Source organism: Lentzea californiensis (genome assembly GCF_024648825.1).
Taxonomy (GTDB): domain Bacteria; phylum Actinomycetota; class Actinomycetes; order Mycobacteriales; family Pseudonocardiaceae; genus Lentzea; species Lentzea californiensis.
Genome location: NZ_JANBBE010000004.1, coordinates 518,485 through 534,798, shown reverse-complemented (window position 1 = coordinate 534,798; position 16,314 = coordinate 518,485). Strand labels below are relative to the sequence as shown.

The 16,314-nt window shown below is 68.4% G+C and carries 13 protein-coding genes, 1 rRNA gene and 1 riboswitch; of the genes, 7 read left to right on the top strand and 7 right to left on the bottom strand.

All coding sequences use genetic code 11. The features are described 5' to 3' along the window. The 3 genes from LX88_RS19535 to LX88_RS19525 all read right to left on the bottom strand — a co-directional run. Positions 1-212: ribosomal RNA gene (locus tag LX88_RS19535) — 16S ribosomal RNA — on the bottom strand; the annotation flags it as partial. Positions 213-607: 395 nt separating this feature from the next. Continuing rightward, positions 608-1,948 (bottom strand): polysaccharide lyase 6 family protein, encoded by a 1,341-nt coding sequence (locus LX88_RS19530; protein ID WP_258949187.1) that lies wholly within the window; start codon positions 1,946-1,948, stop codon positions 608-610. A 43-nt stretch (positions 1,949-1,991) separates the two neighbouring features. Continuing rightward, positions 1,992-2,426, bottom strand: a complete 435-nt coding sequence (locus LX88_RS19525; protein ID WP_258949186.1) for an NUDIX hydrolase — start codon at positions 2,424-2,426, stop codon at positions 1,992-1,994. Positions 2,427-2,497: 71 nt separating this feature from the next. Between LX88_RS19525 and LX88_RS19520 the strand changes: the two genes are divergently transcribed. From LX88_RS19520 to LX88_RS19495, 6 genes are all read left to right on the top strand, one after another. Next, on the top strand, positions 2,498-3,430 hold the full coding sequence (locus LX88_RS19520; RefSeq protein ID WP_258949185.1) for an SPFH domain-containing protein: 933 nt from the start codon (positions 2,498-2,500) through the stop codon (positions 3,428-3,430). Then, positions 3,430-3,657 (top strand): type II toxin-antitoxin system antitoxin, encoded by a 228-nt coding sequence (locus LX88_RS19515; RefSeq protein ID WP_258949184.1) that lies wholly within the window; start codon positions 3,430-3,432, stop codon positions 3,655-3,657. Before LX88_RS19520 ends, LX88_RS19515 begins: the two co-directional genes overlap by 1 nt. A gap of 17 nt (positions 3,658-3,674) precedes the next feature. Further along, the gene (locus LX88_RS19510) at positions 3,675-5,066 is read left to right on the top strand and encodes an AAA family ATPase (RefSeq protein WP_258949183.1); all 1,392 of its coding nucleotides are present in this window, start codon (positions 3,675-3,677) and stop codon (positions 5,064-5,066) included. A gap of 115 nt (positions 5,067-5,181) precedes the next feature. Beyond that, complete coding sequence (locus LX88_RS19505) at positions 5,182-7,446, top strand: glycoside hydrolase family 3 N-terminal domain-containing protein (protein WP_258949182.1); 2,265 nt, start codon at positions 5,182-5,184, stop codon at positions 7,444-7,446. Between the two features lie 125 nt (positions 7,447-7,571). After that, a complete protein-coding gene (gene rpsT, locus LX88_RS19500; protein ID WP_030479455.1) occupies positions 7,572-7,838 on the top strand; it encodes a 30S ribosomal protein S20 in 267 nt (88 codons plus the stop codon). A gap of 98 nt (positions 7,839-7,936) precedes the next feature. Continuing rightward, entirely contained in the window at positions 7,937-8,746 is an 810-nt protein-coding gene (locus tag LX88_RS19495; RefSeq protein ID WP_258949181.1) for a class I SAM-dependent methyltransferase, read from the top strand. Positions 8,747-8,756: 10 nt separating this feature from the next. On the opposite strand, the gene holA is transcribed toward LX88_RS19495, so the two are convergent. Then, complete coding sequence (gene holA, locus LX88_RS19490; protein WP_258949180.1) at positions 8,757-9,734, bottom strand: DNA polymerase III subunit delta; 978 nt, start codon at positions 9,732-9,734, stop codon at positions 8,757-8,759. 78 nt (positions 9,735-9,812) lie between these two features. Then, positions 9,813-9,943, top strand: a riboswitch (SAM riboswitch). An 11-nt stretch (positions 9,944-9,954) separates the two neighbouring features. Here holA and thrC point away from each other — a divergent pair. Next, positions 9,955-11,211 carry a threonine synthase gene (gene thrC, locus LX88_RS19485; protein WP_258949179.1) on the top strand — a complete coding sequence of 419 codons (1,257 nt, stop codon included), beginning with the start codon at positions 9,955-9,957 and terminating at the stop codon, positions 11,209-11,211. 45 nt (positions 11,212-11,256) lie between these two features. Here the strand turns inward: thrC and LX88_RS19480 are convergent, their stop codons facing one another. The 3 genes from LX88_RS19480 to LX88_RS19470 all read right to left on the bottom strand — a co-directional run bounded on the left by LX88_RS19480 (position 11,257) and on the right by LX88_RS19470 (position 16,308). Beyond that, on the bottom strand, positions 11,257-14,043 hold the full coding sequence (locus tag LX88_RS19480; protein ID WP_307790535.1) for a DNA internalization-related competence protein ComEC/Rec2: 2,787 nt from the start codon (positions 14,041-14,043) through the stop codon (positions 11,257-11,259). 585 nt (positions 14,044-14,628) lie between these two features. After that, positions 14,629-15,327 carry a ComEA family DNA-binding protein gene (locus LX88_RS19475; RefSeq protein ID WP_258949178.1) on the bottom strand — a complete coding sequence of 233 codons (699 nt, stop codon included), beginning with the start codon at positions 15,325-15,327 and terminating at the stop codon, positions 14,629-14,631. Between the two features lie 87 nt (positions 15,328-15,414). Continuing rightward, positions 15,415-16,308: a DegV family protein gene (locus LX88_RS19470; RefSeq protein ID WP_258949177.1), complete on the bottom strand. Its 894-nt coding sequence runs from the start codon at positions 16,306-16,308 to the stop codon at positions 15,415-15,417. Positions 16,309-16,314 lie beyond the last annotated feature (6 nt).

Genomic DNA, 16,314 nt, shown 5'->3' with positions numbered 1-16,314 from the left:
CGCCGGAACTTTCCACACCAAACCATGCAGTTCGGTGTCATATCCGGTATTAGACCTCGTTTCCAAGGCTTATCCCAGAGTACAGGGCAGGTTACCCACGTGTTACTCACCCGTTCGCCGCTCGTGTACCCCGAAGGGCCTTACCGCTCGACTTGCATGTGTTAAGCACGCCGCCAGCGTTCGTCCTGAGCCAGGATCAAACTCTCCAATAAGGATTGTGTTTGATCGCTCCAGACGGAATATGTCTGGCATCAATCTAGTCTTGCCTCAAAGGAACTACCTCGACGAGGAGGTAATTCATATATTACTGGCTGTGTTTCGGCACGCTGTTGAGTTCTCAAAGAACACGCGCACACCGCAGTCACATCAGCTTTTCGCTGACTTACTTCCGGGGCTTGTGTTGCTGAAGCTTATTTGGTCTTGCTCGCCGGTGTCAAATCGGCCTCTAGGAGGCTTTATCTCTCCGGTTTTTGCCAGGCTCGTTCCGGTCTGTCTTTCCGGCCCGTGTCGCTCTGACATGGAGAACATTACACGGGGGTGTTTCGATCTCCAAATCGGGGGGTCCTGGTGACCGCGAAACGTGCGGTCACCAGGACAAATGCGTTCGTCAGGGCGCGGAGACCCCGACGTCGGCCTTCGTCAGCGGCTTCCTCACCGCAGAAGAGTTGTGCTCATCGGCCCCGACATCGGGCTTGCCCGAGCGCGACTGCAGGTCGAAGTCACGCGTCACATAGGAGTAGGTGCCGGCCGAGGTGTCGACCGCCGGGCTTCCGGAGGCCAGACGCAACAGACCGTTCGAGTCGCGCACCAGCTTCGGGTCCACGGACCTGTACCCGGACGGAATGCCGGCGGTGCCGCCCCACACGATGTTGCCCTCGTACTTCACGGTCGAGCCGCTCATCATGTCGATCAGCTTCGACGACGAGCCCTGGATGACGTTGTTCGCGAGCACGCAGTCCTTGGGTGCATAAGTACCGGTGTCGCTGTCGACCACGGCGCCCGTGCCGACGAGGGTGTTGAACGCGACCGTCACGCGGTCGGGACGGTCGTGCGATGTGGAGGACGGGCCGCTGTCCGTCTCCGAGCCCTTTCCGAACACGATCGCCCGGTCCCCGGTGTTCTGCACGTAGTTGTTGAACACCTTGTGGTCGTTCCCGTGGAACCGGACGCCACTGCCGAACAGCAGGTTGCCCTCGACGGTGGTGCGGTTGCCGTGACGAAGGACGATGTAGCCCTTGCTGTCGCGGATCGTGTTGAAGCGGACCGTGTTGTCGGAGGCCTTCACGGAGATCGCCTCCGGGTCGCCGTTCGCCTTCTCGAACAGGTTGTGCTCGATGACCGCGTACGCCGACTTCGACTGCTTGTGGCTATAGCCGAGCCGGATCGACTCGCCGCCGTTCGCGCCGGTGAAGCTGTGGTTGTAGAAGTAGTTGTGGTGCACCCAGGTCCGTTTGGCGATCTCACTGCCCGGACCGGTGATCTGCAGGTAGACGCCCTCGTTGCTGCGGTTCGAGAACGTGTTGTGGTCGACCTGGACGTCGTCGGCGCTGACGGAGAGCGAGGCGCCGTCCTTGTTCCCGTTGTACGTGTTCCGGGTGATGCGCGTGGCCTGCGCCTCCACCGGGACGGAGAGCGTGCTGCTCCCGTTGAAGACGAAGCCTTCGATCGTCACGTCTCGAACGGCCCCGAGTTCGAAGCCGCCCCGCGTGAACACCGTGCGACCGACGTTCTTCGCGGCGACGGTGACGCCTGGCGTGGTGATCTTGATGGGCTCGGCGGGAGCGTGCACGCCGTCGGCCAGCACGATCCGCTGACCGGGTCGCGCGGTGTCGAGCGCGGCCTGCAAGGAGGACACGTCCGACACGCCGACGACGGCAGCGAAGGCAGGTACGTGGACGAAGGACGACAGCAGGGCGGCCGCGCCGACTGCGGCCAGTGATCGGATCATTCGCCAACTCCGATGTTGGGTCCGCGGCGGCGGTAGACCCAAGCTAGCGCAAGATTCCGGCAGGTGGGGTAGTCCGGTACAAACCAAGGGCAGTGTCGAGCGACGGCACTCGCTCCAGTTGTCCGATGTCTGCGAGGGGGAACCACTGGGCGAGGTCCGTCGTGCCGCCCACCTCGTTGCGCAGCTCGCCACCGACGATCCGCACCTCGTACATGATGCGAAGCGCGTGGTAGTCGCGGTCGGGCTCCTCCCGGAGCTCGGAGTCGATGCCGAGCAGGCGGACCACCTCGGCGAGGTACCCGGTCTCCTCCTCGATCTCCCGGACGACCCCGTCGTACGGGTGCTCGCCGTGGTCGATGCCGCCTCCGGGCAGGATCCAACGTTTGCCCTTTGGGCCAAGCCAGCGCGCCAGCAGGATCTCGTCGCGCTCGTTGATGCACACCCCGTACGCCGCCACGCGCTGCTTCTTCGCCCTCATGCGATCCAGCGTAACTGGCGGTCACCCCGGAAAAGTGATATCACTTAGATAGTACTTTGACAGGGGGTCACATGAGCGCAGTAGTGGAGACGACGGTGCAGATGCCTGCACCGGTGGTGCGGGAGAAGCGCGCACGGGACTTGTCGGGTCTGCCGGTGTTCTTCGCGGGATTGGCGGTGTTCGCGGTGGGCGTGTGGCTGCTGGTCGACGGCGTCATCGGCACGGCGGCCGACGGCGGTGACCCGTCCGGCGCGATCATCGTGATCATGGTTTTGCTGTTCCTGGCGGGATCGCTGATCTGGAAGGGGCTCTTCACCGTCGCGCCGGGTGAGGTGCGGGTGCTGCAGTTCCTCGGGCGTTACGTGGGCACGGTGCGCACGGACGGTCTGCGGTGGGCGAATCCGTTCACCACGCGGGAGAAGATCTCGACCAGGATCCGCAACCACGAGACGGCGACGCTCAAGGTCAACGACGCGGACGGCAACCCGATCGAGATCGCGGCCGTGGTCGTGTGGCAGGTCGAGGACACCGCGCGCGCACGGTTCGAGGTCGACGACTTCGTGCGGTTCGTCGGCATCCAGACCGAGACCGCGGTGCGGCACATCGCGAACAGCTACCCGTACGACAACCATGAGGAGACCGGTCTGTCGCTGCGGGAGAACGCGGACGAGATCACCGAGACGCTCGCGATCGAGATCTCGGCACGCGTGCAGTCCGCCGGCGTGAAGGTGATCGAGTCGCGGCTCACCCACCTCGCGTACGCGCCGGAGATCGCCCACGCCATGTTGCAGCGGCAGCAGGCCGGCGCGGTCGTGGCGGCGCGGACGCGGATCGTGGAAGGCGCCGTCGGCATGGTCGAGCTCGCGTTGGAGCGGCTCGCCGAGCACAACGTCGTCGACCTCGACGAGGAGCGCAAGGCGGCGATGGTCTCGAACCTGCTCGTCGTCCTGTGCGGTGACCGATCCACCCAGCCCGTGGTGAACGCGGGATCGCTCTACACCTGATGGCTGAGCGCAAAAGCGTTCTGCTCAGGCTGGATCCGGCGGTGCACGACGCGTTGAGCAGGTGGGCGAACGACGAGCTGCGCAGCACCAACGCGCAGATCGAGTTCCTGCTGCGGCGTGCGCTGGCGGAGGCGGGCCGGTTGCCCAATGAGGCAAAGAAAATGCCTCGTCGGGGCAGGCCACCGAAGAATCCCGAGGAGAACGCCGAGGCCGGACCAGAGGGTTAGTGCGTACGGTGGAATCGATGACGGATCTCCACACATCTGACGCACGATCGCTCGCGTCGGCTCTGCAGGGGTTGCTGGAGGAGGCCAGGAAACTGGTCTCCGACGGCGCGGAGTCGACGCTGGTCCGGAAGGTATCCGGGCACATAGGCATTCCGATGGCACGGGTTCCCACGGTCACGGCCAAGTTCATGGCCTGGGAACACGTCAACGTCCACCGCGGGATCGAAACGTACGTCGCCGAGCACTCCCCGGGGTCGGAGTGGTTCGGCATAGCGGGGAAGCGCGCGTTCCAGTACCTCGTGGACATGTTGAGCGGGGCGGTCCACGACGGCAGCTTCGGGCTCGGTCCCGTCGACTACGCGACGGTGGCCACCGGCCCGGACACCGCGGTCGAGGCGGTGCAGCTCGGACTGGTCCTCTCGCGGTCACCGGACGGCGACCCGGTGGTGATCGCGCTGCAGGGTCCGGGCGAGGACTGCGATTCCCAGTGTTCGCTGCAGGTGCTGGCGGGGTCGCGAGAGATAGCGACGGCCACGCGCGAGGCGGTCGAAGGACACATCGCCCGCCACAACCTGTTCCAGGGCAAGGTGATGGCGTTCGGGCTGAGCGAGCACCGGCGCAACCAGCTCCTCACGTTCCTGCCGAGACCGTCGTTGCGGCCTGAGGACGTCGTTCTGCCAGAGGGCGTGCTCGACGCCATCGAACGCCACGTCGTGCGCACGGCAGAACAAAGCGCACGGCTGAGAGCACACGGGCAACACCTGAAACGCGGACTGCTGCTCCACGGCCCGCCCGGCACCGGCAAGACGCACACGATCCGGTACCTGATGGGACGGCTGGAGTCCACGACGGTGATCGTGCTGAGCGGCATCGCGATGTTCAAACTCCTGAAGGTGGCGACGTCGATGGCGCGGAAGCTCGCGCCGTCCGTGGTGGTCGTCGAGGACGTCGACCTGATCGCGGAGGACCGGCGGCACACCGAGTTCGGCAACCCGGCGCTGTTCGAGCTGCTGAACGAGATGGACGGCGTCGGTTCCGAGGCGGACGTGACGTTCGTGCTCACCACGAACCGCGTGGACGTGATGGAGCAGGCCCTCGCCCAGCGGCCCGGCCGGATCGACCTCGCCACGCACGTGCCGTTACCCGATGCGGAGGCTCGCGAACGGCTGCTGCGGCTCTACGCGTCCCGCACGGATCTCGATCTTCCGGACGCCTCGGCGATCGTGGCAGCGAGCGAGGGCGTCACGGCGTCCTTCGTGAAGGAGCTCGTGCGGCGGGCGACGCTGCTCGCGTTGGACGAGCAACCCGGCGTGGAGCGCGTCCGGCTCGACGAACCGACGATTTCGGCCGCATTGGCTGAGATGACGGACGAAAAACAGTTGCTGACGCGCACGATCCTGGGCGGCTGAACAGGCGTTTCACCAGCATGAAAACGCTGTCATTCAGTTCAGCCGTTCGGGGGTGTGCTGGCTGACTCCTCCACGCGATGGTGTGCGGCGGGCGCACCGGGAACGTGGAGGAGTCTTGACTTTGTTCTCCCGCAAACGCGCCGGTCTCGGCGTGCTGGGCCTGGCTGTGGTGATCGCGTCGCTGACACCGGCGGGCGGTCTCGCAGCGGGTAAGGAGATCTATCTGGACAGTCGGGCGTCAGCCGAGCGGCGGGTCGAGGACCTGCTGCGCAGGATGACGCTCGAGGAGAAGATCGGGCAGATGGCCCAGATCCGCGTCGGGAAGCTGCGCGGTGACTGCAACAACGTCAACGGGCCGTTGGTCGACTCCTGCCTCAAGGCGGTGCTGGCCGACGCGCACGTGGGCTCGATCCTGTCCGGCGGTGGTGACGCGCCGCTCGACAACACGCCCAGGGCGTGGGCCGAGATGAACAACGCGATCCAGCGCTATGCGTTGGAGCACAACAGGTTGAAGATCCCGATCATCTACGGCGCGGACGGCGTGCACGGGCACAACAACGTCATCTCCGCGACGATGTTCCCGCACCAGATCGGGCTCGGTGCGACGTGGGACCCCGGGCTGCAGGAGAAGATCGGTGTGTCGGCGTCGAAGGCGTTGCGCGCCACCGGTGTCTTCTGGAACTTCGCCCCGGTGTCCGACATCGCGCGGGACACGCGCTGGGGCCGTTACTACGAGACCTACAGCGAGGACCCGTTCCTGTCCGGGCAGCTGGCGGCGGCGAACGTGCGCGGGCAGCAGGCCAGGGTGGACGACACCGCGCAGCTGACTGCGACGGCGAAGCACTTCGCCGGGTACTCGGCGCCGGCGAACGGGCACGACCGCGCGGCGGCGCAGGTCCCGATCCGGCAGCTGCAGGACCTCGTGCTGCCGTCGTTCCAGGCGCAGTTCGACGCGGGCGTGAAGACCGTGATGATCAACTCCGGCTCGCTCAACGGTGTGCCGGTACACGCGTCGAAGTACATGCTGCAGACGCAGCTGCGCGACCGCATGGGCTTCAAGGGTGTCGCGGTCTCGGACTGGCAGGACATGAAGTACCTGGTGGACCGGCACAAGGTCGCGCCCGACTACAAGACGGCGATCGCGATGAGCGTCAACGCCGGTGTGGACATGGCGATGGAGCCGTCGAACGCGGCCGAGTTCACGTCGTTGCTGCTGGCGAACGTGCGCGACGGTTCGGTGTCGCGCGGGCGGATCGACCAGGCCGTGCGGCGGGTGCTGAAGCTCAAGTTCGACCTCGGGTTGTTCGAGAAGCCCTACGTCGACCCGGCCAAGGCCGACGGCAACGTGGTGAACGCGGACCGCTCGCTGGCTCGCCAGGCGGCGGCCGAGGGCACCGTGCTGCTGAAGAACGACGGCGTGCTGCCGCTTTCCCCTGCTGCCAAGAAGATCGTCGTGACCGGTGAGACGGCGGACGACGTGCGCCGTCAGCTCGGTGGCTGGACCGTCGAGTGGCAGGGCGTGCCGGACGACTCGCCCTTGCCGCCGACCGCGACCGTGCTGACCGGTGTTCGCGAGGCCGTTCCCGGTGCGTCCGTCGTGCACGCCCCGACTCAGGCCGCGGCGGTGGCTGAGGCCGACGGTGCGGACGCGGTCGTCGTCGTGCTGGGAGAGAAGCCCGGTGCGGAGGGTCCCGCCGACACGGAGAACCCGGTGCTCACGGCCGAGCAGCAGGCGTGGGTGGACGCGGTGCAGGCGACCGGCAAGCCGGTGGTCGTGGTGCTGCTCACCGCGCGTCCGCAGGTGCTCGGTGCGGTGGCCGACGCGAACGCGCTGGTCGCAGGCTGGTTGCCGGGCAGCGAGGGCGGCCGGGCGATCGCCGACGTGCTGTTCGGCGCGGTCAACCCGAGCGGCAAGCTGCCGATCTCGTGGCCGAAGGCGCTGGGCGACCCGACGCTGACCTACGACCAGCTGCCGGGCGCGAACACCTCGGCGGGTGCGAAGTACGACCCGCTCTACGCGTTCGGGCACGGGCTGTCGTACACGTCGTTCACGACATCGGGAACCTCGGTGTCCGTCGATCGCCGTGACGGCGTGGTGAAGTTCACGGTGGCGAACACCGGTACGCGTGCGGGCACCGCGGTGGTGCCGGTCTACGTGCGCCAGCCGGCCTCGCCGGTGCTGACTCCCGATGCCCGTCTGGTGGGCTTCACCCGCGTGGAACTCGCTGCGGGACAGTCGAAGCAGGTCGATGTGTCGTTCAAGCTCGCGCAGCTGGCCCTGACCGTCGGCGACGTGGACGGTGACGGGCGCCGTGAGGTCGCCCGTGGTGGCTACGAGGCGGTGGTCGGTGCCGAGAAGGCCACCTTCACGGTGCGCTGAGCTGGCCTGATATCCTTCGTCGTCGTGAACGCGCGGCTCTCCGCCGTGGAGGAGACCTGGCCCTTGTGGCCGGTGCCGACATAGCGCGTCACGAACTCCGGTTTCGACAAGAAGGGTGATGTCGCATGGCGAACATCAAGTCCCAGCTCAAGCGGATCAAGACCAACGAGAAGGCTCGCCTTCGCAACAAGTCGGTCAAGTCGTCCCTGAAGACGGCCATCCGCAAGTTCCGCGAGGCTGCCGAGGCCGGTGACAAGGCGAAGGCCCTGGAGCTGCTGCAGGACGCGTCCCGCAAGCTCGACAAGGCCGCCACCAAGGGCGTCATCCACGCCAACCAGGCCGCCAACAAGAAGTCGGCGATGGCCCTGCGCGCGAACTCCCTCGAGGGCTGAGCTCGCTCGTAGCGCTTCCAGCTTCTGCAAAGGGCTCCACCTCCTCCGGGAAGTGGAGCCCTTTCGCATGTGGCCTCGGGCACGGTAGGCGTAGGTCCATGGAATCGCTTCCGCGGATCGACTTCTTCGAGCTGCACGACCTCGACGGCACCCCGCCCGTGCTGCGGACCCTGCACACCGAGTCGATCATAACGATCTACCGGCTGACGGACGCCGCGCGCGAGTACTCACGGCCGCTGGCGCTGGCGTTGCGGTCGGGCGCGGACCACCGGATCGTCGACCTCTGCGCCGGTTCGGGCGGCCCGGTGCCGCTGATCCAGCGGCGGCTGCACGCGCAGGGCGTCCACACGCAGGTCACGCTGACGGATCTGGTGCCGAACGTGCCCGCGTTCGAGCGCGCCGCCGCGCAGAACCGGCGCCGGCTCCCTGATCCGTGCTGCTCGGTGGACCACCTGCCCACGTCCGTCGACGCCACCGACTGCCGGCTGGAGGGGACGCGGACGATCTACGGCGCCTTCCACCACTTCCCGCCCGTGCTGGCCGCGCGCATGCTGCAGAACGCTGTCGACACCCGGCAGCCGATGGTCGTCGTCGACACCAAGCGGTCGTGGCTCTACGTGCTGGTGTTCCCGTTCTTCCTCACGCTGGCCGTCCTGCTCGCGGCGCCGTTCCAGCGCAACCCCCTGCCGCGGTACCTGCTGCGGCTGGCGCTGACCTACCTCGTGCCGGTGCTGCCGTTCATGATGTTCTTCGACAGCGTCGTGTCGTTCCTGCGCATGTACGGGCGCGCGGAACTGCGGCAGATCGTCGACGGCCTGGACGGCACCGAGTCGTTCGAGTGGACGATCGGCGTCGAACCCGGCTTCACGGGTGCCCAGTACCTGATCGGGATCCCGCGCCAGTCGTGATCCGGCTAGGTCAGCGGCGGCTGTGCGCGGCCACGATCCGGAGCACGGCACGCTCCAGCGCGTAGTCGGCGTCGGCCGCCACACCCTTCACGTCGGCGTTGAGGCCCGCGACCACCTGCATCGCGTCGGCGAGACCCGACTGGTCCCAGCCGCGGGACTGGGCCTGCGCCTTCTTGATCTTCCAAGGCGGCATGCCGAGCGGCCCGGCCAGGCTGAACGGGTCGGCGCGGCCCACCGCGGACACGCGCGCGACCGTGCGCACCGCGTCCGCCAGCGCGTCCGCGACCAGCACGTGCGGCACGCCGAGCTGCATGGCCCAGCGCAACGCCTCCATGGCGCCCGCCCGGTCACCGACGACGGCCTTCTCCGCGACGGCGAACCCGGTCACCTCGGCCTTGCCCTGGTGGTAGCGGCGGATCTCCTCGACCGTCACCTTGCCGTCCGTGTCGGAGACGAGCTGCGACGAGGCCGCGGCGAGCTCGCGCAGGTTCGTGCCCACGGCGTCGATGAGCGTGGCGACGGCCTCAGAGTCGATCTTGCCGCCCGCGCGCCGCACCTCGTTGCGCACGAACGCCTCGCGATCACCCTGCTTGGTGACCTTGCCGCACTCCGTGACCGCGGCGCCGGCCTTCTTCAGCTGTCCGGGCAGGTCCTTGGCCGCCTTGCTGCGACCACCGCCCGTGTGCAGGACAACGAGCGTGACACCGTCCGCGGGTGCTTTGACGTAGGAGAGCACCATGTCGGCGACCTCCTTGCTGATGTCCTGCCCGTTCTGCAGGACGATCACGCGGCCCTCCGCGAACAGCGACGGACTCACCAGTTCGGCCAGCTCGGGAGGCGTGAGATCAGTCACCTGGACGCGGGTCAGGTCGGCGGTCGGATCGACCTCCCGCGCGGCCTCGAGAGCCGCCCGAACAGCACGTTCGACCAGCAACTCCTCCTCGCCGACGACGAGGTGCAGTGACTCCGGTGCGCTCACGCTCCGCATCCTTCCACGTCCCGGATCGTGGGCATTTGTGGCTCGGCAACGGACAGATGCCGTAGCTTGATGGCCACAACTGAATACCGCTCATCCAGAGGGGCAGAGGGAACGGCCCGTAGAAGCCCCGGCAACCGGCGTAAGCACTAGCGCAGAGCTATGTGCGGACGATCACGGTGCCAATTCCGACCCGTTCGATTTCGCGGGAAAGATGAGGAGATACCTCGCGATGACTGCTGTCACTGTGCCCACGAGCACGAAGTTCGACCTCGGCCCTGCCCGGGCACTGCTGTGCCGGGAGTGTGGGAACGAAACCCCTCTCGCTCCTGAGTACGCCTGTCTCGAGTGTTTCGGGCCGCTGGAAGTGGCCTACGACTTCGGGAAGATCCGGCGCGAGGACATCGAGGCCGGCCCCAGGTCCATCTGGCGCTACCGCGGCCTCCTCCCTGTTCCGTCCACTGTGGAACAGCACCCGAACACCGATCCCGGCGGCACCCGCCTGGTCGAGGCGCACAACCTCGCCAAGGCCCTGGGCGTCCGCAAGATCTGGGTGAAGGACGACACCGGCAACCCCACGCACTCGTTCAAGGACCGCGTCGTCGGCGTCGCGCTCGCCGCCGCCCGCGAACTCGGCTTCAAGGTGCTGGCCTGCCCGTCCACCGGCAACCTGGCGAACGCCGTCGCCGCGGCCGCCGCCCGTGCGGGCTGGAAGTCCGTCGTTCTAGTCCCCTCCAACCTCGAGCGCGCCAAGATCCTCATGAGTGCCGTCTACGACGGCGCCCTGATCGCCGTCGACGGCAACTACGACGACGTGAACCGCCTCGCCCAGGAGCTCGCCGCGGAGAACGAAGACTGGGCGTTCGTGAACGTCAACGTCCGCCCGTACTACGCGGAAGGCTCGAAGACGCTCGGCTACGAGGTCGCCGAGCAGCTCGGCTGGCGCCTGCCCGACCAGATCGTCGTGCCGATCGCGTCCGGCTCGCAGCTCACCAAGGTCGACAAGGCGTTCCGCGAACTCGGCCAGCTCGACCTCGTCGAGGCCACGCCGTACAAGGTGTTCGGCGCGCAGGCCACCGGCTGCTCCCCGATCTCCGCCGCGTTCAAGGCGGGCCACGACGTCATCCGCCCGGTCCGCCCGGACACCATCGCCCGCTCGCTGGCGATCGGCGCCCCGGCCGACGGCCCGTACGTGCTCGACGCGGTGCGTCGCACCAACGGCGCCATCGACGACGTCACCGACGAAGAGGTCGTCGAGGGCATCAAGCTGCTCGCCCGCACCGAGGGCATCTTCGCCGAGACCGCCGGCGGCGTGACCGTCGCGACGGCGAAGAAGCTGTTCGAGTCGGGCCAGCTCGACCCGGACGCCGAGACCGTACTGCTGATCACCGGCGACGGCCTCAAGACCCTCGACGCGCTCGGCGACACGATCGGCCCGCGCGCGACGGTCCCGCCGTCGGCCGAGGCCGTCACCAAGGCACTGGGTTAATCACCTCCCTCCGGATCGGGGACGCGCTCGCGTCCCCGATTCGTTTCACGTCTGGGCAGCAAGGCTCACGAACCGAAGCCGCTGCCGCTGGCTCACAACGAGATCGCGTCCGTCTTGAGCCATCCCGTGCGCGGAAACCGTTGCAGGCCCTCCACCACGTGCGGCCCGATCGACTCCACGGCCGCTCGCCACGCCACGATCCGTTGCGGCCAAGGGGCTTCTGCCTTCAGCGCGTTGTAGTGGTAGTCGTGCCAGACGTCCGACGCGACCCGCAGAGCGTCGTCGAACACGTGCTCCGCGGCGAGGTCGTACGCCTCCTCCGGTGTCGCCGCCTTCGTCGGCGGCAGCACGTGCGTGGCCGTCGCCTTGTACGTGACGGCGCGGGTGCCGTCTTCGAGCGTTTCGCAGATGTAGTAACCGAAATCGGGTTTCAGCTCGTCGTGCGGCCACGGCGTCGCCGAGTAGTTCGTCTGCCACAGCGCCCACGCGAGGCCCGGCGTACCACCGGGAATCGGGTAACGCGCGTTGAACAACCTGACCCAGACCATCTCTTCTCCTTCGTACGATTCGGTTCCCTGGCAACACCGCCAGGTCGCCGTCCTTGTCCGTGCGCAACACCAACGCACCTCCCGTCCGCAACACGTCGACGACGTGCGGACTCGGGTGCCCGTACCTGTTGCCCGCGCCGACGCTCACCAGCGCCACCCGAGGCCGCACGGCCTTCAGGAACGCGGGCAGCGAGTACCGCGACCCGTGGTGCGGCACCTTGAGCACCTCGGCGCTCAGGTCCCGCTCCCCCAGCAACGCCGCCTGGCCGGCCAGTTCGACGTCACCGGTGAGCAACACCCGCCCCGCCCTCGTATGCGCTCTGAGCACGAGCGAGTAGTCGTTCACCGTCGTGTTCTCGGCCTCGGCGATCGGCGGCCGACGCGGTCCCATCACCTCCAACTCCAGTCCTGGCAGGGCGAACCTCTCGCCCGCCTTCGGCTCCACGAGCCGCACACCATGAGCACGAGCCCGTTCGCCGACCTCCCTCCACGCCCACGCGGGCTCTTTGAGCGGCCCGACCGCGACCGCCCCCACCGCACGCCCGGTGAGCACGGCGTCGAGACCGCCGACGTGGTCCGCGTGCAGGTGCGTCAGCACCACCAGCGGAATCCGCTTGATCCCCAACGTCTTCAGACACCGGTCGACCGCACCGGGATCAGGCCCGGTGTCGACCAGCACCGCCGTGTCGGCGTCGTCGGTCGCGAGGACCAGCGCGTCGCCCTGACCCACGTCGCAGCTGACGACCTTCCACCCGTCGGGCGGCCAGACCGGCGCCACGACCCTCAACGGCACCAGCACCACGAACCCGCCGACGAGCACCGCGACGACCAACGTCCGCGTCTTCTTGAACCGCAGCAACAACACGACCACCGCGGTCACCACCGTCAGCGCGACCGCCCCGCCCCAGCCGTCCGGCCACCCGACCGCCGCGCCGGGCACGGCCGACGCCTGCCGCCCGACCGTGATCAGCCAACTCACAGCGGGCCCAGCGACATGGGTGACGACTTCGGCAGCCTGGGACGAGAACGGCGCGACAACCGCCGCCACCACACCCAGCACCGTCGCCGGCGCGACCACGGGCCCGGCCACGAGGTTGGCCAGCACCGACACCAGGCTCACCTGCCCGGAGAGCCCGGCCACCACCGGAGCCGTGGCCAGGCTCGCGGCCATCGGCACGACGATCGCCTCAGCCAGCCCGTTCGGCACACCGCGCCGTTTGAGCGCCCGCGCCCACTTCGGCGCGACGAGCACCAACGCCGCCGTCGCCACCACGGACAACGCGAACCCCGGATCACCACCCAGCGCCGGATCGTGCAACACCAGGACGAGCACCGCCGTCGCCAGGCTCGGCACCGCGGACCGTTGCCGCCCCAGCACCAGCGCCAGCAACGCGACGGCACCCATGACAGCGGCCCTGAGCACACTCGGCTCCGGCCCGGCCAGGACGACGAACCCGACCAGCGCCGCCAGCGCGGCAAAGGCCGCCGGACGTGGCCCGAGACGTCTGGTGAGCAGGTAGACCGCCCCGCAGACGATGGCCAGGTTCGCCCCGCTCACCGCGAGCAGGTGGGCGAGGCCGGCGGTCCGGAACTCCTCCACGATGCGCGGCACCATCTGCTCGGTGTCGCCCACCACGAGGGCCGGCAGGAGCCCGGCTTCCTCGTCGCCGAGGACTTTGCTGGCCTCTCTCAGGCCGTCGCGGAGTTCGTCGGCCCAGGTCTGCCAGACCGGCGCCGGCTGTGGGTTTTGCGGCGGCCCGCGCACTCGCAACAACGCCGACGCCAGGTCGCCGCTCCTGGACGGCGCGAGGGTGCCTTTGACCGTGACCTTCTGACCTGGCAACAGATCTCGCCACTTGTTCGCCGGAGCCAGCAGCACCAGCTGGGCGCCGTTCGCCGTCGCTCTGATCACGACGTTTTCCACGCCTGCCTGGGTTCCGCCGAAACCCGCGGCCCGGATTCCCTTCGGTCTGGTGGTGAGTTCGACGATGAGGGTGGTGCTGCGGCCTTCGTCGGCGGCCAGGCGGAGTGGGTGGGACTCGGCTCGCAGGACGGTGCCGCCCACCCAGGCCGCGGCGACCGGGCCTGAGATCAGGAGGGCTATCGCGCAGGTCCTGTTCCACCAGGATCTTCGCCATGCCAGCAGGCCGATGGCTCCTGCTGCCAGGCCGGAGAGCACTGCCGCCTGCCAGCTGAGGAAGAGACCGGCCACGGCTGTGGTCCAGACTGCCGCGGCTGCCGGGACCAGGCGGAAGTCGTGGGCTACCGGGTGTTTGCGGGCCATCTGCGCCTCCCCTGTCCGGTGGGAGGTCTCGGGTCACGGGTGGGGCTGCCTTGGCGTGGCTGCGGACGCTTTGGGGTGCTGTGGGGGAGGGATTGCGGCTGCGCCTGGGGGTGCCTGGGTGTGGGGTGGTGCCAGGCGGTGTCGATGCGCGGGTGTCGGGTGGTGCGGACTGAGGGCATGGCTGACTCCGATCGGTGACGGGAAGTGGCTTCAGGGCTGGGACTGCGGCTCAGAACGCAGGCGAAGGCAGGCCAGTAGTGCCTGGCCGTGGTGAAGGTGGGAGATGTGCGGCCCGTTTTGTTGGTACAGCTGGAGTTCAGGACTGGTGCACGGTTGCGGCGCACATGCGGCACTGCCGTTGCGTGGCGACGGGCGGAGAAGCGAGCGGAACGTGTGGAGCCGGGTGCGGTGGTGGGGTGGCGCCAAGGAAGCGGCCAGCAAGTGGCCGAGAGCGGTGCAGAGGGAAGGCGAGGGCCAGCGGGCGGGGTAGGTGGTTGTGGTCGGTTGGGAAGCGGGATGGGCTGGTCAGCTGGAGGTACTGGGCTCTGGAGCGGTGGTAGAGGGCCAGGGCCTTGGCGGCGAGGGTCATGTGTGGACCAGGCCGGCCAGCTTGGCCAGCTTCGATTCGCCGATGCCCTCCACGTCGCGGAGTTGGTCCACCGAGGCGAACGGGCCCTTGCGGATGCGGTGGTCGACGATGCGTTGAGCCGTCACCGGGCCCACGCCGGGGAGGCCGTCCAGTTCGGTGGCGCTGGCGGAGTTCAGGTTCAGCTTCGGCTGGGACCCGCCGGCCTGAGCCGCGCCTGCCTGGAGCGGGGGTGGGATGCCCACCGCTATCTGTTCGCCGTCGGTGAGTTTGCGGGCCAGGTTCAGGTTGTGGAGGTTCGTGCCCGGCTTCATGCCTCCGGCGAGGCGGATGGCGTCGGCCACCCGGGCGCCTGACGGTGCTGTGATCAGGCCTGGGCTGGCCACTTCGCCGACCACGTCCACGACCAGTTCGGGGGCCGGGGCCGTGGTACTCACCAGAGCCAGGTCCGGTGCCGGTTCGGCGGCGGGGCTCTGCCACCAGCTGCCCAGGCCTATCACCGTGCACGCCACGGCCACGCCTAGGGCGAGCAGGCCGCGGCGCGGGAGGCGTGGCAGGCGGAAGCGGCGGCGGGGCGAGCCGTGTTCGTCCGAGTCCTCTGATCGTGCGTAGACCAGGGTCGGGTCGGCTCTCACCTTGTCGGCCAGGGCGGCCAGGCGTTCGGTCGGGAGGGAGTCCTGGTGGGAGCGGGGGAACATGCGAGGGACGTTACGGAGCGGGGTGGGTGGGGAGGTGGGGTGAGCTCCGGGGCTGTGGATTACTCGCGGGTTGTGGACAGGTCGCGATCACTCGGGCTTCGAGGACGGGGAATTGTCGGGGGTCTGTGGGAGGCTGTCGGGTCCTCCCGGCAACACCACGACGCCCAGCACGCCCGGGCCCGTGTGCGCGCCGATCACCGCGCCGACCTCCGAGATCACGCATCCCGTCGAGCCGGGCAGCCGTTCGTCCAGGCGGGTCGCCAGTTCGGCGGCGCGTTCGGGAGCGGCCAGGTGGTGCACGGCCAGTCCGACGGGACCGTCGCCCGCCGCGGCCGCCGCCAGGTCGACCAGGCGGCCCACCGCGCGGCTGATGGTGCGCACCTTCTCCAGCGGGACGATCCGGCCGTCGTCCATGTGCAGCAACGGTTTCACGGCCAGCGCGGTCCCCACCAGCGCCGCCGCCGTACCGATCCGGCCGCCCCGGCGCAGGTGGTCCAGCGTCTCGAGGCAGAAGAACATCCGCGTCTGGTGAGCGGCTGCGGAAGCAGCGGCCTCGACCTCGGCGGGCGAGTGCCCGGCAGCCACGGCGGCACAGGCGCGCAGCACCGAGAATCCGAGGCCCATGCCGGTCGACCGCGAGTCGACCACGCGAATCTGAGAAGGACCGACCTCTTCCGCCGCCAGCCGTGCGGCCTCCCACGTCCCGGACAGCTCACGAGAGAGATGCACGGACACGACCGCATCTGACGACGACAGGGCCTCGCGGTACACGGCGGCCATCTCGCCAGGCGTGGGACGTGACGTGGTCACCCGGCGGTGCTCAGCGAGGGCACTGGCCAGTTCGAAAGGACCGAAGTCGACGCCGTCGAGGCGTCCGGCACCGTCCACCGCGACGTGCAGCGGCACCACGGTGATCGCATGGCGCTTCGCGAACCCCTCGGGCAGGTATGCCGTGGAGTCGGTGACGATGGAGATGCGCACGAGCGA